Below are 25762 nucleotides of genomic sequence, written 5' to 3'. Positions count from 1 at the left end.
CGAACCTAATGGCTAGGATGGTGCTCACAGTTGTGGTCATGGACATGTCCATGGTCAGGGTTTTCTTCGCCTATTTCCTGTTCCTGCCCCTGCAAAACGAAGAATTCCTTGAGACTCTCCAGTTCTTGGTTGAAAGACCCCTGCATTATCCGTATCCCAATCTGTTTCCCAAGCATTGAAAGCAATGGATAGGAACGTTCCCCAAAGCAATGAATTGCCTGTGGTTTCCCATTCTGGTGCATATAATCAAGCAATCTGGAAACAAACCCAACATGGCCTTCTTCATAGTCTTCAACCATATATACGTCCAAAAGGTCATGTTTTTGCGGATCGTAGAGCATTTCAACTACCGGAAAGACCGGTGAGGGACTCTTTGATGATAGCACTGGGTCAGGAAACAGGAAAGTCACGTAGTAAAGCACTTTTCCCGGTTTTGCTTTCATAAGCCTGAATTCCTCAACCATTGCTTCGTTTTTCAGCTCTGCCTGGGGATATTCGATCGAATAGGCGTCATCGGGAAGAATCCTGGCAGAAACAGTGAAAGAATCCCCGCTTTGCTGAAAATAGGGAACATATTCGGTTGTAGCAACATCCTCGAGGCCCAGCGATTCAAGCCAAGGATTGAGGGAAGAATCTTTTGTCTCTTTGCCAAACTTGGAGAAATAGGTTTTTGCATACAGGACTGCCTTGAGTAACAATATCAGGTCTTTCTCATCTGCTTCTTCCAGGTACCAGGGGAATTTATACTGCCGCTTGGTCCGAAACTGTGGCAGTGCACCTTCGCCAAAAGAAATACTGAAAGCCTCAAGCTCCTCCCGTTCCTTTTCTTCAAGGTCTTCCACCGTATTGTTCAGCGTAACCAGGTAACATTCCTGGGAGTTTTCAAGTTCAGCTAGGGTCAAAGGAGGGGAATCACTCTCTTCAAGGCAAAGGCGAAGATAGGCAGAAAGCCCTTTCTTTCCAAGATAGCCGGCAAGAGCCCCTTCAACAATGGAAACATAGCAAGGCGTCCCATCGTTCATTTCGACGGCGAACAGGTCGCTCTCGGAAAAAACCTTATCTATTTCGCATTCCTGATATTCCTTCGCTAACGTATACAGCTCTTTACTTGGCATGAAAATCCTCCGTGTTGTTCAATCATACCGAAAAAACCGATACTGTCCATCTCTCTGGGAAAAAAAGAAGTTTGCATTGTTTTGCTTGTGATTGGTATACTCACACTTTACTATAGAGCTGGTTAATCATATCCTTGCTACCAATTTTATGAGAAGGACGAAGCAATGACAGGAATCGAAAAGCATCACAGTGAGAAACGCTTTGACATGGAAAGAAAGCCTATCAGACAAAAACCCTATCTCAAACTCCTTACCTGGATTTTGAGCTTTCCCGAGGTATGGAGTCATCGATTGCATATCAATAAGAAAAACATGGATGGGTTGAAGCCTCCCTATCTTCTCCTATGCACGCACATGGCTTTCCTCGATTTCAAAGTAACCACGGCAGCAGTGTTTCCCCATCGCTCGAGCTATGTGGTGGCAATTGACGGTTTTCTCAAACGAGAATGGCTTTTGCGTAACGCAGGGGGAATTTGCAAACGGAAATTTACCAATGACATCCAGCTTGTCCGGCAGATACAGCATGTACTGTCTAAACAAAAGGGCATCCTGGCTCTCTATCCTGAAGCCCGCTATTCCCTTATTGGAACCACTGCCGTATTGCCTTCTTCCCTGGGGAAAATGGCCAAAATGCTCAAAGTTCCCGTCGTAGTCCTCAATATGCACGGCAATTACCTCAACAGCCCCTGCTGGAATCTTGCAAAGCGGGGAAACAGGATAGAAGCAGACCTTACAAGACTCTTTACAGTCGAAGAATTGGCAAAAACCTCGGTGCAGGGTATCAACGAGAGAATAGCAGAGGCTTTTGCCTACGATGAATATGCCTGGCAGAAAAAAAACAATATCATTATCAACCACCCCCAAAGGGCCGAAGGTTTGCACAAAGTCCTGTATAAATGCCCCCATTGCCAAACTGAATTCCAAATGGACTCATGCGGAACAACCCTTAGCTGTGGGGCCTGTGGGAAAAAATGGGAAATGACTGAACTGGGGGAACTGAAGACTATTGAAAAAGCGAGGGATGAAAAGGCTTTTGTTACTGAATTTCCCCATATCCCCGATTGGTATACATTTGAGAGGGAGGCAGTACGAAAAGAAATCGAAGAGGAAACCTACGGTATCCAACTGCAGGTTGTCGTAGATTCCCTACCGAATGCAAAGTGCTTCATTACTGTCGGAGAAGCCGTACTGCACCATTCCATGGAAGGTTTTCGGTTGGAAGGGACTTTTGACGGTGAATATTTCTTACTGGAAAAGCCTGTCCTTTCCATGTATTCCTGTCATATTGAATATGCATATTTCGGTAAGGGAGATTGCCTTGACCTTTCCACGCTAACAGATACGTACTACCTTTTTCCCAAGGGCAGTAATTTTTCGGTAACGAAAATTGCTTTGGCAACAGAAGAGTTGTTTGACTTTGAAAGCAGGGCATCACTATTCAGAAAGGAAGAGGCTGCCCGTTAGGCAGCCCCGTCCTTGCTTGTATATATGTATTATCGGGAAAGAATCCCTGCCAATCTTTCGTCTGTTATATAGCGTGCCTCATAGGCAATGTTATATCGATTGAGTTGTTTCGAGAAGGATTGCATATGGTTCTCCGATCCCCTCAACAGGTTTGAATAGACAGCGAGGGAATCAGGATCATCGGTCTCGGCCAGGTAAGTTTCCAAATCATGGATATCAAGGTCTTCAATGGTTGCCCCTACAATTAGAGCGTCCTGAGGTGATTTTGAGCCCTGCTCTACCAAAGACATATACAACGCAGCCAACGTTGGGTTTTGGAATTCCCCGGGTTTTGAACCTACGACAGGGTCAACAAGGCCTTGGGCTTGGATGAGGGTGGCAACCGCATCCATGTGCTTCTGTTCGCTTTTTGCAATATTGGAGAATGTCCTGATACCCCAGATATCATACAGGGCAAGGTATACATCGCGGGCAAGCTTTTCTTCTTCCCTCATGTAGAGAATACCCTCAGAATCGGAAGACATGGTACCTACAGACGGTACAGTTGCCGAGACATTCTGCACTTCACCATTGGGTTCGGCACCTAGTGAGCCCAAAACGGACAGACCCATTACTATTGCCAACAATGTAAACTGATAAAACTTTTTCATGGCATACCTCTTTTAAGCATGGCCAGCACAAGCTGGCCATGTATCAATTGCCGAATGGTTACCTTGACCATCTCATTCCAGAACCAAGGCGGCTTCCATAAACGGGAGCTTCCCCTGTTACAAGGCAAGTTTCACGAAGTTCGGCATCCAAGCCCTGACTTCCATACATGCCATATCCCCTGCCTTCAATCCCCATCCGAGTACCTGCAAGGGGTTCCTCTCCGGTTACCAGACAGGTCTGGGAATAAGCATTTGCGTTTCCCCTGCCAAAGAACTGATTCTGTGTCGCTGCGGTATTGGCAAATCTACTATTTCCATAGGAGGCTGCCGATACGGAAGCTACTGCTACGACTATCAGGATCATCACGATTGCAAACTTTTTGTTCTTCATGTTCATGTTGTCCACCTTTGAGCCAACTGGCTCTTGTTTCTTTGTTCTGGCTAAACAATAGTTCTCTCAGGTGGAAGAAGACTGAACATAGGATAAAGATTGGGTAAAGCTACACATATTTTTTACCTTTTTTTGCTTTTTTTTTCCCATGCAAGGAGTTGGCATCCTCAGAAAAAAATAAGGGGAGGCCTCCAAGCCTCCCCCTGTGATTGAAAAACCTGAGTTATCGCTGGACTCGCCCGCTGCCATCACCCTTACAGAGAGCTTCGACCTCGCTCTTGCGAGCCAAATTGAAATCACCCTCGATGGAATGTTTCAGACAAGATGCGGCAACTGCAAAATTGATTGCATACTCCTCATCCTGGGGATATTCGCTCAAGCCATAGATTATTCCGGCTGCGAAAGAGTCTCCGCCACCGACACGGTCGATGATATCGGTAATCTCATAATGGCGGGAAAGGTAGAATCCTGTTTTCCCACTGAGAGCTGCACTCCATCCATTATGGTCGGCACTCTTGCTTTCACGCAAGGTGACAGCAACAACAGAGACATTAGGGAACTGTTTCTTGACCTCGGCGGTTAATTTCTCATAGACAGAAGTATCGAGGGACCCGGAGGTCACGTCGATACCGGCTTCAATACCGAGGCATTTCTGAATATCTTCCTCGTTTGCAATGATAACATCGGCATATTTGGCGAGCTCCCTCATTACTTCAGGGGCTTTTTTTCCGTAGTTCCAGAGTTTTTTACGGTAGTTCAGGTCAATTGAGACAGTAACCCCGGCTTCTTTAGCTGCTTTCATGGCCGCAAGCGAGCAATCGGCTGCACCCTGGCTAATTGCAGGGGTAATGCCGGTAATATGGAACCAGGCGGCATCGCCCATGATTGACTTGAAATTGAAATCTTCAGGTTTTGCAAGGGCTATCGAACTCTCTGCACGGTCATAGACGACACTGCTCGATCTCTGGTTTGCACCGGTTTCCAGGAAATAAATCCCTACCCTGCCACCTTTGGTCATATTGACTTTTGAAACATCGACACCATATTTCCGTACTTCACAAAGAGCTGCTTCACCGATTGCATTTGCAGGCAAGGCGGATACAAATTGGGTATTCTTGCCAAAAAGAGAGAGGGAAACAGCAACATTGGCTTCTCCACCCCCGAACGTGGCTTCCAAAGAAGGGGACTGGAAAAACCGTTCATGTCCCGGTGATTTCAACCGTAGCATTATCTCGCCGAATGTGACAAATGTATTACCCATAAAACTCCTCCTAAATAATAACAGGAACGTAACTTTTCTCTTGATATTTGAAATCATAGAGGGTATGCTAGTATCTGTCAATATTATTTTGAAACAACGTTTCATAATTGATTATCAAGTAATAGATTCAATCTAGATAACAAGAAAGGAAGGAACGAAAATCATGCATGAAGAATTATTTAAACAAATTCACGACATCGGCCTTGTCCCAGTCGTAAAGATTGAGGATGCAGCAAAGGCAGAAGGACTTGCAGGAGCCCTGATCAAGGGTGGGTTGCCCTGTGCAGAGGTCACCTTCCGTACCGAAGCTGCAGAAGAGTCAATAAAACGCATCAGCAAAGCCTATCCGGAAATGCTCGTAGGGGCAGGTACAGTAATCAATATAGACTTCGCAAAGAAGGCCGTTGCCGCCGGTGCCAAATTCATCGTATCCCCTGGGTTCAACCCTTCGGTCGTTGACTGGTGCATTGCAAACAATGTCCCAGTCGTTCCCGGTGTATGCACCCCCAGTGACATTGAACAGGGACTCGCACGCGGCCTTACCACACTCAAATTCTTCCCCGCCGAAGTTTCCGGTGGTGTTGATATGCTCAAGAACCTCGCAGGTCCCTTTCCCCAGCTGAAATTCATGCCTACCGGCGGTATCAGCCTTGCAAACCTTGCATCCTATGCAAAACAGTCAAATGTGCTCGCGGTGGGTGGTTCCTGGATGGTGAAGGCAGACTTGATCGATGGCGAACAATGGGATGCCATCGCCCAGATCTGCAAGGAAGCCGTCGTTGCCCTCCAGGGCCTTGAATTTGCCCACCTTGGTATCAACAATGAGAATGCAGAGGAAGCGGAAAAAGATATCAAGGGCTTCGAAGCACTGGGAATGACCACCAAAAGGGGAAATTCCTCGGTGTTTATGAATACGACTATCGAGGTACTGCCCAAGATGTACCTCGGAAAGAACGGGCATATCGGGTTCCGTTGCTTTGATATCGAGCGAACCCTTGTTTACCTTGCCAAGCATGGCTTTACCCCTGATGAGTCCACTATTGCAAGAGATGCAAAGGGAAACATCAAGGTTTGCTATCTCAAGGAAAACCTGAGCGGCTTCGCAGTCCACTTGGTCAGGGCCTAGTTAACACTACTTTTTAGAACTTTACGCTGTAAACCGGTGCGAATATGTACGCACCGGTTTATTTTTTGTATTCTGAACCTATGGAATACCTACAGACAAACAAGCTTACAGGGAAACAACTCTCAGAGGTCCTCTCGCTCCAGGAACTTTGTTTTTCCAAAGATAACCTATCCAACAAACCTTTCCTTTCAAATGAATTGAATTGCAGCAAAGACTTCCCTTGTTTTTACCTGGCCTATGCAGAAGGGAACCTTGTCTCCTTTTTGACCTGCTTTCTCCCCTCTCCTACCGAAGCTGAGGTCAATGGATTTACCCATCCTCAATTTCGAAACAAGGGCCTGTTTTCTTCCCTTCTCTCTCTTTCTGAAAACACTTTGAAACCGTATGGCTACACGCAATACCTCCTCCAGGTAGAACCCCACAGCAAAGAGGGGATAGGTTATGCGAAAAAGCATTGCCCTGATATTGCAAGAACAGAATACCGGCTCTCGCTGACTAAACAAATCTGGGAAAACAGCAGCAAACCCGAGCCAATGGAAATTGTCCCTGCAAGGATCACTGCAGAAAACCTTGCCGTGTATGCAAGGATCTCTGCTTCAGTGTTCAATGAATCCCTTGAGCAGAGTACTGCCTATATATCCACTATTGTGAACAATCCCGAACGGGAAGCCTTTCTCTGTAATTACGGGGAAACCCCTATTGGGGTTTTTAATATACATTATGAAGAAAAAGATATGGCAATTCTCTATGGAATCGGCATAACCCCCCAATACAGGGGAAAAGGAATGGGAAAGCAACTGCTTTCCCTTGCACTCGACCTGGTATTTGAAAAGATACAGATTGCGTACCTTGATGTGGATTCAGACAACCCAATAGCCTTGTCTCTCTATCGCCGCATAGGATTCTCAACCTCTTTTCAGGTCGACTACCATACCTTACTTTTATCATAATTAAACCGATTTTAGCTTCTGTTTTATTTTCCTTGACGCATGGAATTGCGAGCGGTAGCATTACTTATCAAAGACAATTACCTATATAATACAAGAAGAGACTCTCTTTGTAGAGTAATTGTCATTTAATGGAGGATACGATGAAAAGAACGCTTACTATCTTGGCAGTAATGCTACTCCTTGTCCCTGCTCTGTTCGCTCAGGGAACAAAAGAAGCTACACCTGCCGCAACAACACCAGCAGTTGCAGCTCCTGCACCAGCGGCAGCACCTGCTGCAAATGCAGGCAGTGTAAATGCATACACAACCTTGGAAGAGCCCTTGGCTGCAAAACTCTTTCAGCTCTTTGAAGCAGAAACCGGGATTAAAGTTAATTTTGTTCGCCTTTCCGGCGGAGAATGCGTAGCCCGTCTTGAAGCTGAGGCATCAAACCCACAGGCTTCGATCTGGGTTGGCGGCGTAGGACTTGACCACATCACTGCAAAAAGCAAAGGCCTGACCACTCCTTATGTCAGCCGTTTTACGGCAAAGACCCCTGTACAGTTCAGGGATCCTGATAATTTCTTCATCGGCCTGTATGTCGGACCCCTTACCTTTGTAACCAACACCGAAAGGGCAAAAGAACTCGGCCTTACCCCTCCAAAAAGCTGGGCAGACCTCCTCAAGCCAGAATACAAGGGTTATATCCGCATGGCAAACCCCAATACTTCAGGAACAGCTTACAACGTATTGACAACCATGCTTGATGTATTTGGTACTGAAGACAAGATGATTGAGTACATGACAGCCCTTGACAAGAACATTGACCAATATACCAAGAGCGGTTCTGCTCCTGGCAAGAGTGTTGCAACCGGAGAAATCCCTGTTGCAATCGGTTATGCTCATGACCAAGTAAAACTCAAGGCAGCCGGTTCCCCAGTCGTCATCACAGCCCCTTCGGAAGGTACTGGTTACGAGCTCGCTTCCATGTCGATGGTTAAGGGCGGTAAAGATACTGTCAATGCCAAAAAGCTTTACGACTGGATTCTCTCCAGCCCAGATGCCCAGAAAACCTTTACCGAATGGTACGTGGTTCTCGTAGCTGAGGGAGCTGCAAAACATCCAGATGCTCTCTCCATCAATGAGATCAATACGGTAACCCAGGATATGGCTTGGGATGGCGACAGTGTCAATAAGACACGTCTGCTTGACCGCTGGACCAACGAAATTGGTAACAAGAGATAATTACCCTTTGTAATTTACCTTTCATACCACCCTGCAGGATTACCTTGCAGGGTGTGTTTAAAACGGACAGACTAGATGTTTACAAAAAAACGAGTCACGCAGTTTTTAATAGCTGCCTTAGTATTCCTAGCCGCCGATTTCTGGATGTATAATTCCCTTTCTTCAAACTTCCTTACGTATGAAGAGAACCGAAACTTCAAAGAAATCGAACTGTTTGCACAAACAGTCCCTGACAACACTTCCCTCCTTTCCTTCCAACAGTGGGTTCCTACTGTAAAAGAAAGTATTACAGGTGCACGTGCCTATTATTTTTCCTATGACCAAAACTCCTTCGACTTTATACCTACTGTAGGATCAGAAACCGCACGTTCGATCTGGGAGGCAAATAAAAATTCGGAGGATTTTAAAAAGGCTCTTGAGAGCGTCTATTACCTTGAATCCATGAAACTCTCAAAAACCTATAAAGCCGACTACTCGCTTGACCCGGATACAAGTGTGCCGGCAACTGCAGCAAACTCCCAAGTCTATTTTGTACCGGTGATAGACGAAACAGGATATCAGGTCTCAGGTGCAATCATGATCCTGGTGCCTAATAAAATAGCTTCTGGATACAACAACCTTCTAAGAACCCTCTTCATAGGTGCCGCTATCATATTCTTGAGCATCATGCTAGTCCTCACCTTTACCCGTGATCCCATGACTGGGTTCTTGGTCTTGGGTTTGTTCTCGATTGTCTTGATATTTATAGCCTACCCCTTACTGGAGGCTGTTCGTCTTTCCTTTATGAAAGATGGACATTTCTCACTTGCAACCTGGAAGGAGTCTCTATCCCCAAATTATCTGGTAGCCCTCTGGGGATCTCTCCGATTGGGTGTGATGACAGCAACCATTTCCACGGTTGTGGGATATATGTTTGCCTTCCTCATCGAACGCACTTCTTTCAAGAAAAAAAGAATTATGAGTACCTTGGCAACTATGCCGGTTATCTCTCCTCCTTTTTCCCTTTCACTGTCAATAATCCTGTTGTTTGGAAACAATGGTTTGATTTCCAAAAAGCTCTTCCACTTATCAACTTCCATCTATGGGCTGGGAGGGCTCACCTTGGTTGAAGTCATCGGGATGTTCCCGATTGCATTTATGACCATAAGTGGGGTTCTCAGGCAGATTGACTCAACGGTCGAAGACGCTTCTCTCGACTTAAGTGCAACTCGGTGGCAGACATTCAAGGCAATCACCTTCCCACTCTCTGCTCCCGGTATCGTCTCTGCCTGGCTTCTGGTTTTTACCAATTCCCTTGCTGACTTTGCAAACCCTTTGCTGCTCAGCGGAGACTATAGGGTCCTTTCCACTGAAGCGTATATGATGGTAACGGGACGAAGCAACCTAGGCTCCGGGGCTGCCCTATCCTTCCTGCTTCTGATGCCCACACTTACCGCATTCCTTGTGCAAAGGGTCTGGGTAGCTAAAAAGAGCTATGTTACGGTTACAGGGAAACCTTCGACGACTTTAACAGAACTTACCAACAAGAGCGTTAGGGTTACACTGGAGACAGCCTCCTGGATTTTCATTGGATTCATAGTTGCCTTGTATATGACAATCATCGCAGGGTGCTTTGTAAAGAACTGGGGTATCGACTACTCCTTCACCATGGAAAACTGGGGTGAAGCCTTGAGCCGTGGGTGGACAAGTATCCGTGATACCGTTACCTTGGCCCTGATTGCAACCCCGATAGCAGGCCTGCTTGCCATGATGGCATCTATGCTCATAGTCAGGAAAAAGTTCCCGGGCAAACGGTTCTTGGAAACACTGATTATGACTCCGTATGCTATTCCAGGAACCCTTATCGGTATCAGTTACATTTTGGCATTCAACAAGCAGCCTATCCTTCTTGTGGGAACCGGGGCAATCATTGTTATCAACTATATCATCAGGGAACTTCCTGTCGGTGTTGAAAACGGGATCACGGCCCTTCACCAGATCGACCCTGCCATCGAAGAATCGGCAGCAGACCTGGGGGCTGATGTTCCGACAGTATTCAGAACTATAGTACTGCCCCTGATTCGTCCAGCCTTCCTCTCGAGCATGTCTTATACCTTTGTTCGTTCGATGACGGCTGTAAGTGCCATTATTTTCTTGATTTCGGCTCGCTGGAACCATTTGACCGTTTTGATTTTCAATTTCTCGGAAAACCTGAGATTCGGTCTTGCCAGCGTCTTGTCAACCATCCTGATTGTCATCGTCCTCTCTGTCTGGGCCTTGATGCAAGTCTTGGTTAAGGATGACAAGCTCACCCAGAAAACAATTTCGACCCGGTAAGGTGGTATTCTATGAACGAAAAGAAAAGTGTATCGGTAACGCTTGAGCATGTTACGAAACGATTCAAGGATGTAAAAGGCAAGTCTGATGTAATTGCCGTCAATGATTCGAATTTGGTTATCCAACCAGGCGAGCTGGTAACCTTGCTGGGCCCTTCCGGTTGTGGAAAAACAACAACCTTGAGGATGATTGCGGGTTTTGAGCTTCCCTCAGAGGGAAAAATCTTTATAGGGAACGAGGAAGTTACCATGCTCCCTCCCAACAAGAGAGATACTGCAACAATGTTCCAGAGCTATGGCCTCTTTCCCCATATGACTGTATTCGATAACGTGGCCTACGGATTGAAACTCAGGAAAGTCCCTGTTGAGGAAATCAAGGTACGGGTCGAGGAAACCCTGGCAATGGTTGGGTTGGCCGACTATGGGGATCGAGCCCCATCGAAACTGTCAGGCGGGCAGCAACAGCGCGTAGCCTTGGCACGAAGCCTTATCGTTGCCCCTTCGGTCCTGCTTCTGGACGAACCCCTGTCCAACCTTGATGCACTGCTGCGCGAACAGATGCGTGTTGAAATCAGGAAAATCCAGAAAACCCTGGGCATTACCGCTGTATATGTCACCCATGACCGTGTTGAAGCTATGAGTCTCTCAGACCGGGTTGTTGTCATGAAAAATGGCTTCGTCCGCCAGATAGGAGCCCCATCAGAAATCTATGAAGCTCCCAACTCACGTTTCGTAGCTGGTTTCGTAGGAAAAGCAACATTCTTTCCTGTCAAAGTAAAAAACCATGATGGGAAGCTATGGACCTGTATCCTTGGGGACAAAGAGGTTGTAGCAAGTCAGGCCGGTGAAAACGTAGCGGTAGGGGATGAAGCCGTCTTGATGGCACGCCCAGAATCATTGCGCGTCGTGGAACCTGGGAAAGGGCATATAGAGGGAACGGTAAGGATGAATGTCTATCTTGGAAACAGCCTTGAGGCATTTATCAATACTTCTTTCGGAGAAGTCCTCGTACAGATTGATGACCCCCATGCCAAGAAGGTATACCCTGAAGGTGCAAAGATCTCAATTGATTTTGCCCCCGACAGGGTCAGGCTCCTGGAAAACAACGAAGACTAATAGTTTACGGTCTCCCTTGTAGAAGAAACACCACCTGCCCTTTCCTGTGAGAGGGCAGGTTTTTTTATATACAGCCATCCACAAACCAGGGAGGTAAGCGGGGAGACCAATACCAGGCCGATACAGCCCACAAAGGTGTGGAGTATCTCGGCAGCTATCGTCTTTGAATTGAGGATACTCATTATGGGAGTCCCCTGTGCCATATATACCATCATGACCGTTAAGTAACTTCCCATATAGGCAAGCAACAGGGTTGTTGTCTGGCTTCCCACTACCGATTTACCGATAACAAGTCCACTGGCAACCAGTTCCTTGGCTGTGATATCCGGTTTTTTCTCTACAATTTCGCTGAGCGCTGCACTGATATCGATGGAAAGGTCCAGGATAGCCCCTGAACAAGAGAGATAGACAGCTGCCTGGAATATCTTGGTGAGGTCGAGTTTCATATATCCTGCATAGAGAAGCGATTCAGACCATTGCATTACCGATCCATGCACTTGAAAATACACGGTAAAAAGAATTGCCAACAAGCAGGTTATCAAAGAACTCCCTACAGATCCGATGATTGCCGCATACGCTTTTTTCGTACAGCCCCCAACCAGAAGCAACGTCATCACCATAAGGCTGCTCCCCACCAAAAGGGCCAGCAAAATTGGGCTATACCCTTTCAAGGCAAAGGGAATCATGACCTTCCAGATGGCAAGGAATGCGAACAGGAAGGAGAGGATGGTACGGATTCCTGTGTAGCCTGAAAAGACGACGAGCAGTAACGCAAACAAACCCATCAACTGGAGTTCTTTGGACAACCGGTAGTGGTCGACCATATTCGTAAATATGACCTTGTTCGAGCTGTCCTGTTCAAGCAACACCCAGGCAAGCTGGCCTTCGGTAAACACTTTGTCAAATTCCAATTTTCCGGTAAGCAGGTTGATCCCTTCATATTGTTCACCAGTATGGGGTCCACTGAGAATCTCAACAGTACACCGCTGCTCCCCCATCCTCACAACCCCTGTCTGATACATCATCGTGTCATTGGTTTTGATTACCCTTGCCTTCGCCCCTTCGGCGTTAACGTAGATTGCACGGCCGAATCCGGTTGGCAGCAAGACCAAAACCAGACATAGGAGAGAAAAAACACCAAGGAAGACCGCTTCCTTTCGATTGAATTGTAATTTCATGTAACTGCCTTATTGATGAAGTTGGCACCCTGTCTTGTGCAAACAGGGTGCCGGGTGAGAGAGAAACCTAGACTAATTCACACCTACAATATCGCGTAACTTGTGAAAGATATCTGTATTATCATAAGACCCAGAGAATAACTGCTCGCCTACTCCCTTTGCATAGACAGATATGGGGGTACCCGTGTGTGAGTAACTCGTCCAACCGATACCTGCCTTGTTGTTCAGGATATGGGTGACAGTGACCGAAAGGGGATCATAGCCACCGTACAGAAGAGCCGTGACATCATCTTTGGTCCTCTTATCGGAAGGAAGCATGGACTGGTGGAAAGCTTCCTGCAACCGTGCATACTCCACCTCAGTAAGGACCAAGGCTTTGTCGGTTGCATTTGCATTCGGTGCTACCAAACCAAAGTCCTTGGTCACAAGTTCCATTACCTCGTCGAAGCTCAGATTTGCGTTTGCACTCTTCATTCCCTTTATGATTTCGTCAAAGGCAACATAGGAGAGTTTCTGGTTCTTGAGAATTTCAAACGCGGTGTTATACCCGGTGGAAGCATAACCAATGGTCATTCCACCAGTCTCATGGTCACCGGTGACTACTATCAAGGTCTCGTTGGGATGCTTCTGGGCAAAATCGATCGCAACCTTGACTGCGTCATCGAAGGCGAGGATGTCTGAAATCTCGGCAGCTGCATCATTGGCATGACAAGCCCAGTCAATTTTTCCTGACTCAACCATCATGAAAAAGCCTTTTTCATTGTCAAGGACGTCAATGCCCTTCTGAACGAATCCTGCAAGTGATACATCCCTATCATCAGTATCGATCGAATAGGGCATCGAACCACCATCTTGCAAGCGAGGACTCTGGGCATATACTTTTCCACTGTTTGCATCCAAGGCCTCGATGGCTTCTTTTGTATCGACAAAGGTATAGCCGTTTGCCTTGGCAAGGTCGTAGATACTGGCCTGTCCCTTGTCAGTGGCTTTATTGATCGAACCACCGGCAAAATAATCGAAACCGCTACCTATCAGCTGGAGGCCGATATCATAATAGTTGTTCCTTGAAGGGGAATGGGCATAGTAGGCAGCAGGGGTTGCATGGTTGAGAGTGACGGTAGAGACAATCCCAATCTTCCAGTCTTTCTGACTCTTGAGCTTCTCTGCGATATTCTCTGCCTTCGTCGTTTTATCGACTCCCATCCCAAGTACTCCGCTATGGGTTTTGATACCACTGGAAAGCGAAGTAGCCGTGGAGGCAGAATCGGGACAGAAGGAAGTTGCATCATAGGTAGTCTGCAACCCCAAGACAGGAAACTGGGTGAAACTCAGGGGGCTAAGGGCAATATCGCCTTTTGTGTTATTGCCATTGAACACCTGGGCAGCATTGATCTGGACATGGCTCATACCATCACCGATAAACATGAATACATATTTGGGACGTTCAGAAGAGCCGAAGCCTTGCATTGTTTGAGTCGATTGTTCTTTAGTCCCCTCAGCGCCTACCAAGGAAAGAACACACAGCAAAAGAACCATTAGCGATACAAATCTTTTTTTCATCATTTCCTCCATACAGCGCCAGCTTGGAGAAAAAATGTGTCGAAAATGCAAGGCAGATATGAATATTTTGCTAATCAATGAAAGGAAACCCTTTTAATGATCCTATAAACCAAAAAAGTAAGCCAAGGCGAAGGAACCTTCTTCTGTCCGAAATCCCACTCCTTCCAAGCTACCCAGATAGACTCGGGGGTAAAAAAGCCTTTGGCGTCAGCTTTGGAGGTCACTAACTCCAACATATCCAGAAACCTTTGGTCGTGATGGACCCAAGGGAAAAAAGACAGCACATCCAAGACATGCAGGATATCATACCAGATGAACGGGGCCTTCAGCTTCCTGAAATCCGTTCCCATGAAGAACATGTAGGGATGAAGGATCCTGCTCTCCTGATAGAGACCAAGAAGACATTCGGTTCCCAGATGGCAGGACTGAGTGTATTCATTGGGATGAGAGAAGGCCAGCAGTTTCAACATAAGCAAGGTGGCATAGGGACAAGGATCCGCTTTCTTTCCAGGCCCCCGGAAAGACCCGAGTTCTTTTGAGACAGCACAAGGCCATCCGTTTTGCCTCTGTAGGGATATAAGGAAGGCCAACCCATCGTCAACTGGGCCAAACCCCATCCTGTCTGCAATAGAAAGAAGAAGCGGGGCATCACAGAGAGCCCAGGCAAAAAGATTTTCGCCTGTACCCCCATGTTGTTGCGAAATTTGCATGGGTAATTGAAACAGGCCCTCTTTTGATTTTCCCATTTGGAACCTCTCGGCAAGGCCTGTAAAATCGGCATCATCCTTGACGATACCCAGATCAGCGAGGAACGAGAGCTTATGATAAAGCTGACCTGCACTTTTATGACTGCTTAGTACAGTTCCTGGCCAGGCATTCACTTCATCGATAAGCCCAAGGATAAGTGGATGGCAAAGCAGCTTTCTTTTCGCTTGCAGTACTTGAGGATCAGAATCGGGCAACCCAACCAAATCCAAGAGTGTCCGGTAAACAACCCAAGGTTCATTTGACTGTAACAATAATTCGAGGATTTCTTTTTGCACAGGACGCTATCCCCCTTTTTTATCGATACTCTTGCAACACCTTGAGTGCCTTGAGTGTCAACCATTTCGAAGGCTCCCCTTTCTGTTCAATGGCTACCTGCAACCGTCCATTATAAGAATTTTCCAGTACCCACTTTCCTTCACTTGTTGCTTTCTTCTCGATCAATTCCAGCGATTCATCCAAACGGGAGTCATGGATTTCCAAGTCCGCAAACAATTCCATCAACTCCAATACATCGCTCTGGTACATCAGGGGAAAACCGAATCGAAGCCAACCGGGTTTGGAAACTTCTTCCAGCTTGTGGCTTTTCTTGAAAATATGATGGATGAGGAAGTATTCGCACAGCTCTTCGATCTTCGAGGCAACTTGGTCATTCCGTTTTTCCAGGGGAATTGCACAAAGGGCCTTGAGCCCTTTCGCGACGCCCATATGGCAGGAATGCCGACCCCAGCAGGAGCGGTACCGGTCATACATCGGTCCAAGGGGAGGACGGTCATCGCCATCATCTGTCCTTTGGTAGGTACAGATCCATTCAATGGCTCTTTGTACTCTCTCGTCTTCCAGATAACCACATCGGATGAGACTATAGACCATATTCCCTGTCAAACAGGGGATAACCAAGCTTGCAAGGCCCGTTTTTGTCCTTACACTTTCTGAGGTGGAAAACCCTCCGCTTTCAGCATTGAAAGAATGATCCAGAATAAAATCACAGGCGCGCACAACACGCATATCGTCTGCAGGGGCATACAATTCTGACAGGACCAAGAGAGTCCAGACTGTCCCAGTATATTTATCAAGATAGAACCTTTCGGGAATCCCCCAAGAGCCATCACTGTTCTGTTTGTCCAGGATTCTGGCAACTACATCGCCTTTCCCGATACAATTACAGGTTTTCTGTACCTCGGGGTCATCCAGGGGTTCATCGAGCAACCGAGTCAACGTAGCAAATCGAACTGAAGGGTTATTCTCTTCAAGCAACCAGTCAATAAGTACCTTTTCCATAAGGACACCTTCTTTGCATCATGAACGCACTCGCTCAATACTTGTTTTGACAACAGGGCACCAACACTTCAACAAATATACTATCACGTACCATTTTTATATTGTCAACGATGGGAAGGAGCCTTTCGCAATGAGGTGAAAACCCCGCGCAAGGCTTCTGCAATAGAGTATGTTGAGTCCATTCCCCTACCGGGGCTTTGCAGGAAACAGTCCCAATTGGTGCTTCCAAAACAAAGTCCCCGGCCTATGCAAAAAAGTTGCTTTTCTAGCTCGAGCATGGACTGAATGTATTATCAGATTATGAGGAAAGCATGCAAAAACAAAGAATCAGGAATTCTCCAACCGTACATTCTCCTCAATTTCGAAGGGGTTCATCACTCCGTTCACCGATACATTTTTGAGCATAAGATGGACATTACGAAGCCTCATGCCCCTTCCCTGGGGCAAAGGGAGCCCAAGATACATCTCGCTCTCCTCCACAGGATGGGATTCCTCCTGATCGAGGGAAAATGTACAGTCTTCAATGCAAAGGCCAGTGATTGGGGATTCAGGCAACCCCACGATAAAAGCAATGGAGGAAAGACAGCCAACAGCCTCGCAATCCGTAATCCTTATATCAGAAACGGAGGGGGTCTCGGGACAAACAGGGAGCTTCTCCAAAGAAAAATCCTCGTTTGAAAAACTTCCGCAACGATAATAGAGGTTAATCGTCAAGGGACAGAGATTTTTTACCATTTTGAGTCCCAGAAAGGAAAGGTGGGAAATCTTACCGCCCCTTCCCCTTCGTGTTTTGATTCGTATACCCCTATCGGTTCCATCAAAAAGACAATTTGAAACCTCTACATTGTGAATACCAGCAGCCGTCTCACTCCCTATTACTGCCCCCCCATGGGCGTTACGGACTGTGCATTGAAAAATCCGTACGTCCTTTGTGGGTCTCCCTGTCAGAATCCCATCGGGGCCACTCCCACTTTTAAGGGCTATGCCATCGTCACCTACATCGATTACACATCCTTCTATTGTTACGTTCTCGCAGGAATCGAGGTCTATCCCATCTGTATTCGGTGCATTTTTCGGGTTCTTGATACTGAGGTTTTTAAAAACAAGGTTTCTCGAATACAAGGGATGAAGGGTCCAAAACGGACTATCCTCAAGTGTTATGCCCTCCAAGAGAATATCGCTTGAATCTTTTACCTGGACTAAGGGAGGACGAAGGAATTGGGATTGCCTTCCTCCCCCGCCACCCCCCTGGCTCTTGTACCCAGGATTCAGGAGGGCAAAGCGTTTCTCTGTTTCTGTTGCCGGCTCCATTTTGAGATTGCGTTTTCCTAGAGAAAGATCCCACCAGTAATGCCCGCTACCATACAGGGTACCTTCCCCTTGTATCGTCACCCGATGAGAATTGAGGATATACAGACAAGGATGCATGCAATAACAGTTAATACCTTCCCAACGGGAATAGACTGGGATATATTTCCCCTCTTCCGGTATAAACACGATTTTTGCATCTTTGTGTATATGCACCTCAATATCATGCCCACTGATGGTTATAGGGCCCGTACGCCAGGTTCCAGGCCCTATTGACAGGCAACCTCCCTCAGCAATGGCAGTAAAAGCCGCTGCAAAGGCTTCGGTATTATCAAAAACCCCGTCATTGTTTGCCTCGAAGTCTGAAAGAAAATACTGTTTCATTTTTCCCTCCAAATATCATTTCTTTACTTCGCTATCGGTTTTACCTATAATCAATCATATGAAACAAATTGGTTTTAGAGCACATGACCTCGGGACATTCCCTTCCGTCTCTTCCTTGGCTCAGGAAGTCTCAAAATACCAGAAAGAGAGCTATATACAACTAGCACCTGCAAAAGCCCTTCCCCTGTTTCCCCAAATCAAGGACTATACCCCAGAACTGTTTGAAAACCTCAAATCAGACCTTGCAAAAGAAAACGTCAAAATCGCAGTCTTGGGCTGTTATATCAACCCGGTCCACCCTGACTTGGATATACGAGAAAGGCAACTCAGGGATTTTGAAACCTGCCTTCGTCTTTCAAGCCACTGCGGAGGCCTTCTTGTCGGGACCGAAACAGGGTCGATACAACGAGACTGCTCCTTCGACCTTGGCACCTTTGAACCTGAAATTCTCACTCGTTTCTATCGTTCTATCGAACGATTGCTAAACACGGCCGAACGTACCAAATCGACAATAGGAATCGAAGCGGTCAGCAGGCAACACACCATCTGTTCGGTACAAAGGTTGGCTCGTCTGGTTGAGACCTTTGATACACCCCACCTGCAAGTCATCTACGATCCTGTCAATCTGGTGCCCTGGACGGGAATCTGTGAGCCAGACGGTTCGGTACGGAAGGTCCCGACTCAGGAAGCCCAGCATTCCTTTTTTTCCGAAGCTCTCGATGCCCTCGGGGAAAAAATCGCAATCCTTCATGTCAAAGACTATGCATTGGATGAAAGAGGCTGGAAAATTGGGAATTTACCGGTAGGAGAGGGGGTCCTCGACTGGAAAGGACTTGAACACGAGATGGAAAAACGAAACATCTCGGTTCCCTGGCTACTGGAAAATATCAATGTCCAGACACTCAAACAAACACTTAAAAACCTAGCTTGATTTTGAACTCCCCAAGAAAGGCCTGCAAGGTGCTATGTTGCGCTGTTTTTGTACTTTCCAGCTATTGGGTAGGAAAAGCCCTTCCGCGTTTTGGAGGAAGGGCTCAGATTCTACAGGAGGAAGGGCTGCCCAAACGAAACAGGGCGCCGGTTATCGGCCAAAACTTTCGATAGGTAGATTGTGTCGAGTTCAAGTTCGGAAACCAACCGGAGAAGCAACTCCTCGGGAACCAGATTCTGTTCGCAAAACAGGAAAACCAATGCCTTCTCGGCAATATTGCCTGGTTTAAGCGAATTGAAATAAATTTCCTCATCCTTTACACCGACATACCGTTCACAGATATTCTTATAGAGCATTGAACGTTGCATGGCATATTTCAAGGAATACAATTCGTCCCGCAGGGCTTTTTCCTGACCCCTGGAAGCTTGTTCCCCCAACGGCTTGAGATGAAAAAAGGTATACTCTTTCCCTGGCAGGAAATGGTGTTCGTCACAACGGGCGGCATAGTTCGGTTCCAAAGAACTGTTCTTGTGCTCGTCGCCCCCTACGATAATAAGGGGATCAAAATAGAGTGCAGGGCATTCCTTCCCGTCGACTTGGTAATACCGGTAGGTATAGAATGCATCTTTCATGCAATCCGGGTGTTCGCAATAGGCTGTGAGGGGAATGACATCTGTTGCAATATCCAACATGAGCCTTGCCGTCGAATTGAATAAGTCACGACGGAAATTCAGGATCAAGGTGGGGAAAATAAACATGACGCCCCTTTGCTGGCTATGATTCCTTACCACATACGCTAGGCGTTCATCGAAAAAAGACGCCTCATCAATAATAAACGTTCCCACAGTCGGATTATCTGCCAATACCTGTTCAAGGCCAAAAGAGTCCCTGATACGGGCAATATTATCCCCGCAGTGAATGTACCCGCTACGAAAACACAAGGCATCCTCAGGATAATCGGAAAACCTTGCCCCATCGATCTCAGACCTGACGAAAAAGACCTTCCTCCGGTCGACTTCCCCACTGCTGGTGAGGGAACGGACTTTGTCCCCCTTTTTCTGGGCAATGGCAGCATCACGCCAGACACGGGCCGCAAACTCAGTCTTACCAGAACCCATGGGGCCAATAAGTAACACCCTTCTGCCAGGAAGGGTGAAATCAAAATGAGAAAACGTATCATGGACGTCGATAGTCGGAAAACCTAGGCTTTTCAGAAAATCAGTACTCTCAGTTTTCTGCTCAATGCGCGGCATTCTGTCCCTCAACGATGGCAACTCCACAGGAAGCACCAATCCGGGTTGCCCCTGCGTCAATCATCGCTTTAGCCTCTTGATAGGAATGGATTCCCCCGGAGGCCTTTACACCAAGTACAGGACCTACGGTTTTTCGCATCAATTTGATGTCTTCTACTTTTGCTCCACCGGTAGAGAAGCCAGTGGAAGTCTTCACAAAATCAGCACCGGCAGCCTTCGCTAGACGGCAAGCCCTTGCTTTCTCTTCATCGGTCAATAGACATGTCTCAATAATCACTTTCAGGAGGCTTTTATTGCAGGCTTCTTTCACCGCTGCAATATCATCCTGGACAAGTTCGTCATCATGGTTTTTCAACCACCCGACATTTATAACCATATCAATTTCCGTGGCTCCTTCAGCAACCGCGTGCTTAGCCTCAAAGGCCTTTGCAGCAGTAGACATGGCCCCAAGGGGGAAACCGACAACGGTACATACGCGAACGTCTGACCCCTTCAACATTTTGGCACACAAAGGCACCCAGCAACTATTAACACAAACCGAGGCAAACCGGTATTCCCTAGCCTCATTACAAATTTTTTCAATATTATCCCGGGTAGCATTTGCTCCGAGAACCGTGTGGTCAATGTATTTCGCGATAGTATCAAGTTCCATGGCAACCTCCAGCCTTAAGGTATACGCCTAGCTTACTCCAAAACCCGAGCGGTTTCAATGTTTATCCTTTGAGAGGCTCGTTTATGAAAAGCTTGACGAATAGACATTTGCACTATACCCTATTCTCCATGATTCTGGAAACAATAGAGCAGTATTACACATGGGCATTGATTGCCATATTATTGTTGAATTTTTCACAACGAAAAATTCCCAATTCGCAAAAGAAACGATTTGCAACCATATATCTGGCTGCTCTCCTCCTGATTTTCGAAGTTGGAGTCGTAACGATCCTTACCCGGGGACTTCCCCAGAAGCTGGCTTGGCTAGACTTGGCTCTCTGTGTTGGACTTCTCTATATTTTCAGGGAGAAGGCCTGGCCTTTCAGGCTCCATTGCGCTGAGTGCAATGTAAAACTCGATATCAATCATATTATCGGACACGATGACAACCTTTGCCAGGAATGTTACTACAAAGCACATCCGGAGGAAGCCGCAGCAGCTGAAGAAAAAAAACGGCTGGCTTCTTTGGATAATCCCCAAGAGGAACCTATCCCCATGGTTGTCCCTGACACTGTCGGGGAAATTGACTGGGATCTCTGGGACCCCAAGGAAATATGCGTCATCACCTACCTGTTCGAAAATGACCAAGTCTTGTTGATTGATAAAAAACGGGGACTGGGTACCGGTTTGGTAAATGCTCCCGGTGGTCATATAGAATTGGAAGAAACTGCAACGGAAGCCGCTATCAGGGAGTTCAAGGAAGAAACAGAACTCGACATCGTAGACCCTGTACTGGTCGGTAAGTTGGATTTTCAGTTCAAGGACGGTCTTTCGGAACGGGGATATGTCTTCTTTGCCCATTCCTATACAGGAATACCCAAGGAAACCGAGGAGGCCCGTCCTTTCTGGTGTCCCGTTGCTGCGATGCCCTATGATAGAATGTGGGAAGATGACCAGCATTGGCTCCCGCTTGCACTGGAAGGAAAAAAATTCGAGGGACGTTTTATTTTTGACGACCAGAAGATGATTGATAAAACCATTACCATAGAGGAAGACGAAAACGAGTGAAATAGGGTTAGGATGCTGGCAGTTTGGAGGCTCTTTCGGGTTCTGGGAGAACCAGGACCGTTCCGATTCGATCAAAGTGCTTCATTATGCCCTAAAGACAGGAATTCGCCATTTCGATACAGCGCAAGGGTATGGAAATGGTGAAAGTGAACAATTCACCGGACAGCAATTAAAACGTTTTTCCAAAAGCATTCCGAGAAGCGAGCTGACCATTGCTACAAAAATCATGGCAAAAGGTCCTTTGCAGGTTCGCAAGGATGTTGAAACAAGTCTCAGAAGGCTTTGTACCGACTATATCGACATCCTTTACCTCCATTGGCCAAGCAGTACGGTTCCGCTTGCCCCCATCATGGACGCCTTGGCTGAAATAACAGAAACGGATATGGTGATGACAATCGGGCTAAGCAATTTTCCCCTTCCACTTCTGCAGTCCTTCAGAACCTATCCCATTGGATATTACCAGATGCCTTGCAACCTTTTATGGACAAGAGGCCTTGAGCAGACTCTGCTCTATTGTAAAGAAAACAAAATCAAAACGGTTGGGTATAGCCCGCTAGGCCTTGGTTTGCTCAATGGTAACCATGAAGCAAGTCCCTTGGATGGGAGAAAGGATTTCTATTGCTATGCCCCTGAATCCTACCCTCTCTACAAAGCACTTTATGGAAAACTCTGGGACCTCAGCTGCAAGAAACGATGCTCCATTGCCCAAATAGCGCTTGTCTGGGCATTAGGGCAGGGTTTTGATTCTGTCCTTCTGGGGGCAAGGAATAAAACACAGCTGCAACAGAACCTTGCAAGTAGAGATCTAAGGCTTTCTGGCGTCGAGATGCATGAATTGTCAGTTTTAGCCGGTAAACTTGCCTCCTCTGCGCCAATTTCACAAGATAACATCTTCAACCACAGGTGGTAATGATGAGAAATCCTCTCGGCTCTGCCCTTTATGAACTGGAAGTCAAGAAATCGCGCTTCATTGCCTTGGCGTACCCCTGTCCAAATCTTGCAGAGGTGAAAAATCTGGTAACAGAAGTAAGGAACCTACATCCATCGGCCTCTCATGTCGTCCATGCTGCAATAATCGGTCCAAAAGGTGACGAATACAGCTGTAGCGACGACCATGAGCCCAAGAATACTGCAGGAAGACCGATCCTAGAGGTTTTGAAAGGCAGCGGAATTACCAATGTTGCCCTTCTGGTTGTCCGCTACTTCGGAGGTACCTTGCTGGGAACCGGCGGATTGGTAAAAGCCTATGGGGAAAGTGCAAAAAAAGTATTGGAAGTGTTACAGACAGAGGAGTTGGTCGAAAAGTGTTCCTTTTCACTCTCCACTTCCTACGATTTATTTGAACCGATAAAGAAAGTATTACTCTCTGTGCAATGTACAATAACCGAAGAACGTTTCGAAAGCGCTATCACAATTGCCGGAACGTTACCTTTGCCAAATAAAACTGAGCTGGAACAGCTGGTTATTGAAACTTCAAACGGAAGAAATAGAATAGTATTTAGCGTTTAGACAATCGTTCGAAATGCAGTTCCGGGATTATCTCTTCCTCTTCGGGCCCTGAATCATTGTTCTTTTCATACAAAGTACCGGCATCAACAAGTTCAACCAGGCGAATCGCGATGGAAAGGGCTTGTTCAATGGCCTTTAGCTCAATCGCCGAGCAAACATCATCTTTCGTATGGTAAACCGCAGGCTTAGATACATCATCCCAGGCCATAGCTGTCAAAGTACAGGCCTCGATGCCAGACCGAGAGCCTTCAGCTGCATCGGTACCTCCTGCAAGGAACGGTATGCTCTCTCTTGATGCATCATAGCCCATCGATTTGGCAATCTGAACGCATCTGCTTGCAAGGCGAGTGGAAAGAGGCTGGGTCCCATTGATATCCCGGTCAAGAAAAGTAATCTCATCAGCATAGTAAGGACAGTCAAAATTGAGCTGTATTGCTTGGTTGCAAAGGTCTTTGTGCTCGGAAAACCACTGCTTGGAACCTTTCAAACCGACTTCCTCCCCATCAAACGAGGCGAAGACCAAGCGTGTATGTTCAAGAGTATTCCCACATCGTTTTCTCCAATCAAAAAAACGGGCTAATTCTACCCCCATACAGCTTGAAACAAGGTTATCCCCTGCGCCAGGGGAACCTTCACTAGTGACAAACCCCCAAAGGGGTAAAACAAACGGAAAACAGAAGGTAAGGGCACTGTTGAGAATGATACAGGGTATTGGCGGCAGGTTGAAAGAAAACAATTTCCCGGTAAACAACTCGGTAAAGAGCTGGGTAAGGCAGGCTATGCAGAGAAAAACAAACAGAAGCAAAGGAACCAGCACTTTTTTTGCATACATCAGCTTATCCAAGCTGTTGTACTTATATAAACGGGCACTGTCGTGGTGTCCTGAAAAAATAACTGTATGGAGCACCTCTTTTTTCGGCTCGAGCACCCCATGCACGTTGGCTCCCCTTCCTTTTGGAGTATATTTTTCGCCAACCGGTTTGAAATATATGAAGCCTCTTGCCACATACCACAGAAAAAGAAGAAGCACAGAAAGGGACATAACAGGAAGGCCCAACCAGAGCAGAGCCAAAGCGAAAGGGTAGACAACAACCAAGACCTTCAACCAAAGCGTGTAAGCCTGGTTATACAAGGTAAATTCCTTGTATTCGGTGGTATCACAAAAACCTTTGAGCTCTTTTTCCAAGGCCGAAGCGGTTTCCCTTGCATTTTCACTTCCTGAAATTCTTGGTCCATATAAGGAAATAAGTTTATCGGCCAATGAGATTGAGAGGGAGGCTAGACGTCCAGCCTTCAAAGTCTCGATCTTTTCCTTCATTTCCTTTTCGGTTTCTTTAACCAAAGGAGGTTTTTTTTGTTGTTTTCGGTTGAATAAGGGTAGGCTCATATGAAATTATGATGTCAATATAGAAAGGAACTGTCAAGAAACAACCTTTAAGTCCCAACCTTCTTGACAAAAAGCGGGTCTCTCAATATAGTGAGAATCCGATTGGTAGCAAAACAACCTGATAATCGCATGGCATTTTCGCCATGGTCTTTTAATGGAGAGATGTCCGAGCGGTCGAAGGAGGCAGTCTTGAAAACTGTTGAGGCGCAAGTCTCCGAGGGTTCGAATCCCCCTCTCTCCGTTCTATCATTTGTTTTGCATTGATTGTGTTGTTTGAAATGGAGAGGTGCGAGAGCGGCCGAATCGGGCTCCCTGCTAAGGAGTTGACCTGGTAACGGGTCCGGGGGTTCGAATCCCCCCTTCTCCGATTTTGTTTTTTTACATGTATTGAGACCATAGCTCAGCTGGATAGAGCATCAGTTTGCGGAACTGAGGGTCGAAGGTTCAAATCCTTTTGGTCTCATATTTTTTTAGCGGTTATTATCACCGGGAGAGATGTCCGAGTGGTCGAAGGAGACGGACTCGAAATCCGTTGTACCGTCTGACGGTACCGAGGGTTCGAATCCCTCTCTCTCCGATTGGCTTGGATACTTTTTTGTTTTACCGTTCTGTTCGTACTTGGAGAGGTGTCCGAGTGGTCGATGGTGCACGCTTGGAAGGCGTGTGTGTTGAAAGGCACCGGGGGTTCGAATCCCCCCCTCTCCGTATTTTGTTCCCAGTCAACAGATTCTGTGCTATGTACGTTCACCCAACCCCGTCAGGACCGGAAGGTAGCAGCGGTAAGTGAATTGTACATGAGACACGGGTGATTTGTTGGCTGGGTTTTTTTTGCCCAAAGCACTGTGCCGAAAACTATCCACCTTCTGTTGCATCGAT

At 46.8% G+C, this 25762-nt stretch carries 22 protein-coding genes, 5 tRNA genes and 1 other RNA gene; 16 read left to right on the top strand and 12 right to left on the bottom strand.

The genetic code is table 11. The features are described 5' to 3' along the window. Positions 1–5 precede the first annotated feature (5 nt). A complete protein-coding gene (locus SPIGRAPES_RS09815; protein WP_014270603.1) occupies positions 6–1115 on the bottom strand; it encodes a DUF6930 domain-containing protein in 1110 nt (369 codons plus the stop codon). 165 nt (positions 1116–1280) lie between these two features. Between SPIGRAPES_RS09815 and SPIGRAPES_RS09810 the strand changes: the two genes are divergently transcribed. Further along, positions 1281–2579 carry a lysophospholipid acyltransferase family protein gene (locus tag SPIGRAPES_RS09810; RefSeq protein ID WP_014270602.1) on the top strand — a complete coding sequence of 433 codons (1299 nt, stop codon included), beginning with the start codon at positions 1281–1283 and terminating at the stop codon, positions 2577–2579. A gap of 29 nt (positions 2580–2608) precedes the next feature. Here the strand turns inward: SPIGRAPES_RS09810 and SPIGRAPES_RS09805 are convergent, their stop codons facing one another. From SPIGRAPES_RS09805 to SPIGRAPES_RS09795, 3 genes are all read right to left on the bottom strand, one after another. Next, on the bottom strand, positions 2609–3229 hold the full coding sequence (locus SPIGRAPES_RS09805; RefSeq protein WP_014270601.1) for a DUF2202 domain-containing protein: 621 nt from the start codon (positions 3227–3229) through the stop codon (positions 2609–2611). A 58-nt stretch (positions 3230–3287) separates the two neighbouring features. Next, the gene (locus SPIGRAPES_RS09800; RefSeq protein WP_014270600.1) at positions 3288–3626 is read right to left on the bottom strand and encodes a hypothetical protein; all 339 of its coding nucleotides are present in this window, start codon (positions 3624–3626) and stop codon (positions 3288–3290) included. A gap of 217 nt (positions 3627–3843) precedes the next feature. Further along, the gene (locus SPIGRAPES_RS09795; protein WP_014270599.1) at positions 3844–4881 is read right to left on the bottom strand and encodes a sugar kinase; all 1038 of its coding nucleotides are present in this window, start codon (positions 4879–4881) and stop codon (positions 3844–3846) included. Positions 4882–5044: 163 nt separating this feature from the next. On the opposite strand from SPIGRAPES_RS09795, the gene SPIGRAPES_RS09790 reads away from it, so the two are divergent. The 5 genes from SPIGRAPES_RS09790 to SPIGRAPES_RS09770 all read left to right on the top strand — a co-directional run bounded on the left by SPIGRAPES_RS09790 (position 5045) and on the right by SPIGRAPES_RS09770 (position 11611). Then, positions 5045–6007 (top strand): bifunctional 4-hydroxy-2-oxoglutarate aldolase/2-dehydro-3-deoxy-phosphogluconate aldolase, encoded by a 963-nt coding sequence (locus SPIGRAPES_RS09790; RefSeq protein ID WP_014270598.1) that lies wholly within the window; start codon positions 5045–5047, stop codon positions 6005–6007. Positions 6008–6087: 80 nt separating this feature from the next. Continuing rightward, positions 6088–6957, top strand: coding sequence for a GNAT family N-acetyltransferase (locus SPIGRAPES_RS09785; RefSeq protein ID WP_172635091.1), 870 nt, complete (start codon positions 6088–6090; stop codon positions 6955–6957). A gap of 140 nt (positions 6958–7097) precedes the next feature. Beyond that, a complete protein-coding gene (locus SPIGRAPES_RS09780; RefSeq protein WP_014270596.1) occupies positions 7098–8180 on the top strand; it encodes an ABC transporter substrate-binding protein in 1083 nt (360 codons plus the stop codon). 75 nt (positions 8181–8255) lie between these two features. Continuing rightward, positions 8256–10496, top strand: coding sequence for an ABC transporter permease (locus SPIGRAPES_RS09775; protein ID WP_014270595.1), 2241 nt, complete (start codon positions 8256–8258; stop codon positions 10494–10496). An 11-nt stretch (positions 10497–10507) separates the two neighbouring features. Continuing rightward, the gene (locus SPIGRAPES_RS09770; protein WP_014270594.1) at positions 10508–11611 is read left to right on the top strand and encodes an ABC transporter ATP-binding protein; all 1104 of its coding nucleotides are present in this window, start codon (positions 10508–10510) and stop codon (positions 11609–11611) included. Here SPIGRAPES_RS09770 and SPIGRAPES_RS09765 read toward each other — a convergent pair. The 5 genes from SPIGRAPES_RS09765 to SPIGRAPES_RS09745 form a co-directional block, all read right to left on the bottom strand. Further along, complete coding sequence (locus tag SPIGRAPES_RS09765; RefSeq protein WP_014270593.1) at positions 11608–12789, bottom strand: YibE/F family protein; 1182 nt, start codon at positions 12787–12789, stop codon at positions 11608–11610. The genes SPIGRAPES_RS09770 and SPIGRAPES_RS09765 overlap by 4 nt on opposite strands. A 72-nt stretch (positions 12790–12861) precedes the next feature. Continuing rightward, the gene (locus SPIGRAPES_RS09760) at positions 12862–14349 is read right to left on the bottom strand and encodes an alkaline phosphatase (protein WP_014270592.1); all 1488 of its coding nucleotides are present in this window, start codon (positions 14347–14349) and stop codon (positions 12862–12864) included. A 74-nt stretch (positions 14350–14423) separates the two neighbouring features. Continuing rightward, a complete protein-coding gene (locus SPIGRAPES_RS09755) occupies positions 14424–15392 on the bottom strand; it encodes a hypothetical protein (RefSeq protein WP_014270591.1) in 969 nt (322 codons plus the stop codon). Positions 15393–15411: 19 nt separating this feature from the next. Continuing rightward, positions 15412–16395: a prenyltransferase/squalene oxidase repeat-containing protein gene (locus SPIGRAPES_RS09750; protein ID WP_014270590.1), complete on the bottom strand. Its 984-nt coding sequence runs from the start codon at positions 16393–16395 to the stop codon at positions 15412–15414. Positions 16396–16722: 327 nt separating this feature from the next. Next, positions 16723–18087, bottom strand: coding sequence for a glycoside hydrolase family 28 protein (locus SPIGRAPES_RS09745; RefSeq protein WP_014270589.1), 1365 nt, complete (start codon positions 18085–18087; stop codon positions 16723–16725). 58 nt (positions 18088–18145) lie between these two features. On the opposite strand from SPIGRAPES_RS09745, the gene SPIGRAPES_RS09740 reads away from it, so the two are divergent. After that, positions 18146–19018 (top strand): sugar phosphate isomerase/epimerase family protein, encoded by an 873-nt coding sequence (locus tag SPIGRAPES_RS09740; RefSeq protein WP_014270588.1) that lies wholly within the window; start codon positions 18146–18148, stop codon positions 19016–19018. Positions 19019–19128: 110 nt separating this feature from the next. Here SPIGRAPES_RS09740 and SPIGRAPES_RS09735 read toward each other — a convergent pair whose 3' ends face one another. After that, complete coding sequence (locus SPIGRAPES_RS09735; RefSeq protein ID WP_014270587.1) at positions 19129–20271, bottom strand: thymidine kinase; 1143 nt, start codon at positions 20269–20271, stop codon at positions 19129–19131. After that, positions 20258–20923 (bottom strand): deoxyribose-phosphate aldolase, encoded by a 666-nt coding sequence (gene deoC, locus SPIGRAPES_RS09730; protein WP_014270586.1) that lies wholly within the window; start codon positions 20921–20923, stop codon positions 20258–20260. The genes SPIGRAPES_RS09735 and deoC overlap by 14 nt, the downstream gene beginning before the upstream one ends. A 128-nt stretch (positions 20924–21051) precedes the next feature. Here deoC and SPIGRAPES_RS09725 point away from each other — a divergent pair, with 128 nt between their 5' ends. The 3 genes from SPIGRAPES_RS09725 to SPIGRAPES_RS09715 are packed head-to-tail and all read left to right on the top strand — an operon-like array spanning position 21052 to position 23499. Beyond that, a complete protein-coding gene (locus SPIGRAPES_RS09725; RefSeq protein ID WP_041385261.1) occupies positions 21052–21990 on the top strand; it encodes an 8-oxo-dGTP diphosphatase in 939 nt (312 codons plus the stop codon). A gap of 1 nt (position 21991) precedes the next feature. After that, positions 21992–22900, top strand: coding sequence for an aldo/keto reductase (locus tag SPIGRAPES_RS09720; RefSeq protein ID WP_081468785.1), 909 nt, complete (start codon positions 21992–21994; stop codon positions 22898–22900). Between the two features lie 2 nt (positions 22901–22902). Continuing rightward, a complete protein-coding gene (locus SPIGRAPES_RS09715; protein ID WP_014270583.1) occupies positions 22903–23499 on the top strand; it encodes an IMPACT family protein in 597 nt (198 codons plus the stop codon). Here SPIGRAPES_RS09715 and SPIGRAPES_RS09710 read toward each other — a convergent pair. Continuing rightward, complete coding sequence (locus SPIGRAPES_RS09710) at positions 23489–24886, bottom strand: M28 family peptidase (RefSeq protein WP_014270582.1); 1398 nt, start codon at positions 24884–24886, stop codon at positions 23489–23491. The genes SPIGRAPES_RS09715 and SPIGRAPES_RS09710 overlap by 11 nt on opposite strands. 156 nt (positions 24887–25042) lie before the next feature. On the opposite strand from SPIGRAPES_RS09710, the gene SPIGRAPES_RS09705 reads away from it, so the two are divergent. From SPIGRAPES_RS09705 to ffs, 6 genes are all read left to right on the top strand, one after another. Next, positions 25043–25127 (top strand) — tRNA-Ser (locus SPIGRAPES_RS09705). A gap of 39 nt (positions 25128–25166) precedes the next feature. Further along, a tRNA-Ser gene (locus tag SPIGRAPES_RS09700) sits at positions 25167–25253 on the top strand. 22 nt (positions 25254–25275) lie between these two features. Beyond that, positions 25276–25349 (top strand) — tRNA-Arg (locus SPIGRAPES_RS09695). Positions 25350–25375: 26 nt separating this feature from the next. Beyond that, positions 25376–25463: transfer RNA gene (locus SPIGRAPES_RS09690), tRNA-Ser, on the top strand. A gap of 43 nt (positions 25464–25506) precedes the next feature. Continuing rightward, positions 25507–25591 (top strand) — tRNA-Ser (locus SPIGRAPES_RS09685). 15 nt (positions 25592–25606) lie between these two features. Further along, positions 25607–25705, top strand: an RNA gene (gene ffs / locus SPIGRAPES_RS16735) — signal recognition particle sRNA small type. Positions 25706–25762 lie beyond the last annotated feature (57 nt).

Origin of the sequence: Sphaerochaeta pleomorpha str. Grapes (assembly GCF_000236685.1) — a bacterium.
Taxonomy (GTDB): Bacteria; Spirochaetota; Spirochaetia; order Sphaerochaetales; family Sphaerochaetaceae; genus Sphaerochaeta; species Sphaerochaeta pleomorpha.
Note: the sequence above shows the minus strand (reverse complement) of the source record. Positions and strands in the feature narration are given on the sequence as shown.

Coding starts and splice junctions, on each gene's coding strand:
- SPIGRAPES_RS09815 (WP_014270603.1), bottom strand. CDS start 1,115: ATGCCAAGTAAAGAGCTGTATACGTTAGCGAAGGAATATCAGGAATGC.
- SPIGRAPES_RS09810 (WP_014270602.1), top strand. CDS start 1,281: ATGACAGGAATCGAAAAGCATCACAGTGAGAAACGCTTTGACATGGAA.
- SPIGRAPES_RS09805 (WP_014270601.1), bottom strand. CDS start 3,229: ATGAAAAAGTTTTATCAGTTTACATTGTTGGCAATAGTAATGGGTCTG.
- SPIGRAPES_RS09800 (WP_014270600.1), bottom strand. CDS start 3,626: ATGAACATGAAGAACAAAAAGTTTGCAATCGTGATGATCCTGATAGTC.
- SPIGRAPES_RS09795 (WP_014270599.1), bottom strand. CDS start 4,881: ATGGGTAATACATTTGTCACATTCGGCGAGATAATGCTACGGTTGAAA.
- SPIGRAPES_RS09790 (WP_014270598.1), top strand. CDS start 5,045: ATGCATGAAGAATTATTTAAACAAATTCACGACATCGGCCTTGTCCCA.
- SPIGRAPES_RS09785 (WP_172635091.1), top strand. CDS start 6,088: ATGGAATACCTACAGACAAACAAGCTTACAGGGAAACAACTCTCAGAG.
- SPIGRAPES_RS09780 (WP_014270596.1), top strand. CDS start 7,098: ATGAAAAGAACGCTTACTATCTTGGCAGTAATGCTACTCCTTGTCCCT.
- SPIGRAPES_RS09775 (WP_014270595.1), top strand. CDS start 8,256: ATGTTTACAAAAAAACGAGTCACGCAGTTTTTAATAGCTGCCTTAGTA.
- SPIGRAPES_RS09770 (WP_014270594.1), top strand. CDS start 10,508: ATGAACGAAAAGAAAAGTGTATCGGTAACGCTTGAGCATGTTACGAAA.
- SPIGRAPES_RS09765 (WP_014270593.1), bottom strand. CDS start 12,789: ATGAAATTACAATTCAATCGAAAGGAAGCGGTCTTCCTTGGTGTTTTT.
- SPIGRAPES_RS09760 (WP_014270592.1), bottom strand. CDS start 14,349: ATGAAAAAAAGATTTGTATCGCTAATGGTTCTTTTGCTGTGTGTTCTT.
- SPIGRAPES_RS09750 (WP_014270590.1), bottom strand. CDS start 16,395: ATGGAAAAGGTACTTATTGACTGGTTGCTTGAAGAGAATAACCCTTCA.
- SPIGRAPES_RS09745 (WP_014270589.1), bottom strand. CDS start 18,087: ATGAAACAGTATTTTCTTTCAGACTTCGAGGCAAACAATGACGGGGTT.
- SPIGRAPES_RS09740 (WP_014270588.1), top strand. CDS start 18,146: ATGAAACAAATTGGTTTTAGAGCACATGACCTCGGGACATTCCCTTCC.
- SPIGRAPES_RS09735 (WP_014270587.1), bottom strand. CDS start 20,271: ATGCCGCGCATTGAGCAGAAAACTGAGAGTACTGATTTTCTGAAAAGC.
- deoC (WP_014270586.1), bottom strand. CDS start 20,923: ATGGAACTTGATACTATCGCGAAATACATTGACCACACGGTTCTCGGA.
- SPIGRAPES_RS09725 (WP_041385261.1), top strand. CDS start 21,052: ATGATTCTGGAAACAATAGAGCAGTATTACACATGGGCATTGATTGCC.
- SPIGRAPES_RS09715 (WP_014270583.1), top strand. CDS start 22,903: ATGAGAAATCCTCTCGGCTCTGCCCTTTATGAACTGGAAGTCAAGAAA.
- SPIGRAPES_RS09710 (WP_014270582.1), bottom strand. CDS start 24,886: ATGAGCCTACCCTTATTCAACCGAAAACAACAAAAAAAACCTCCTTTG.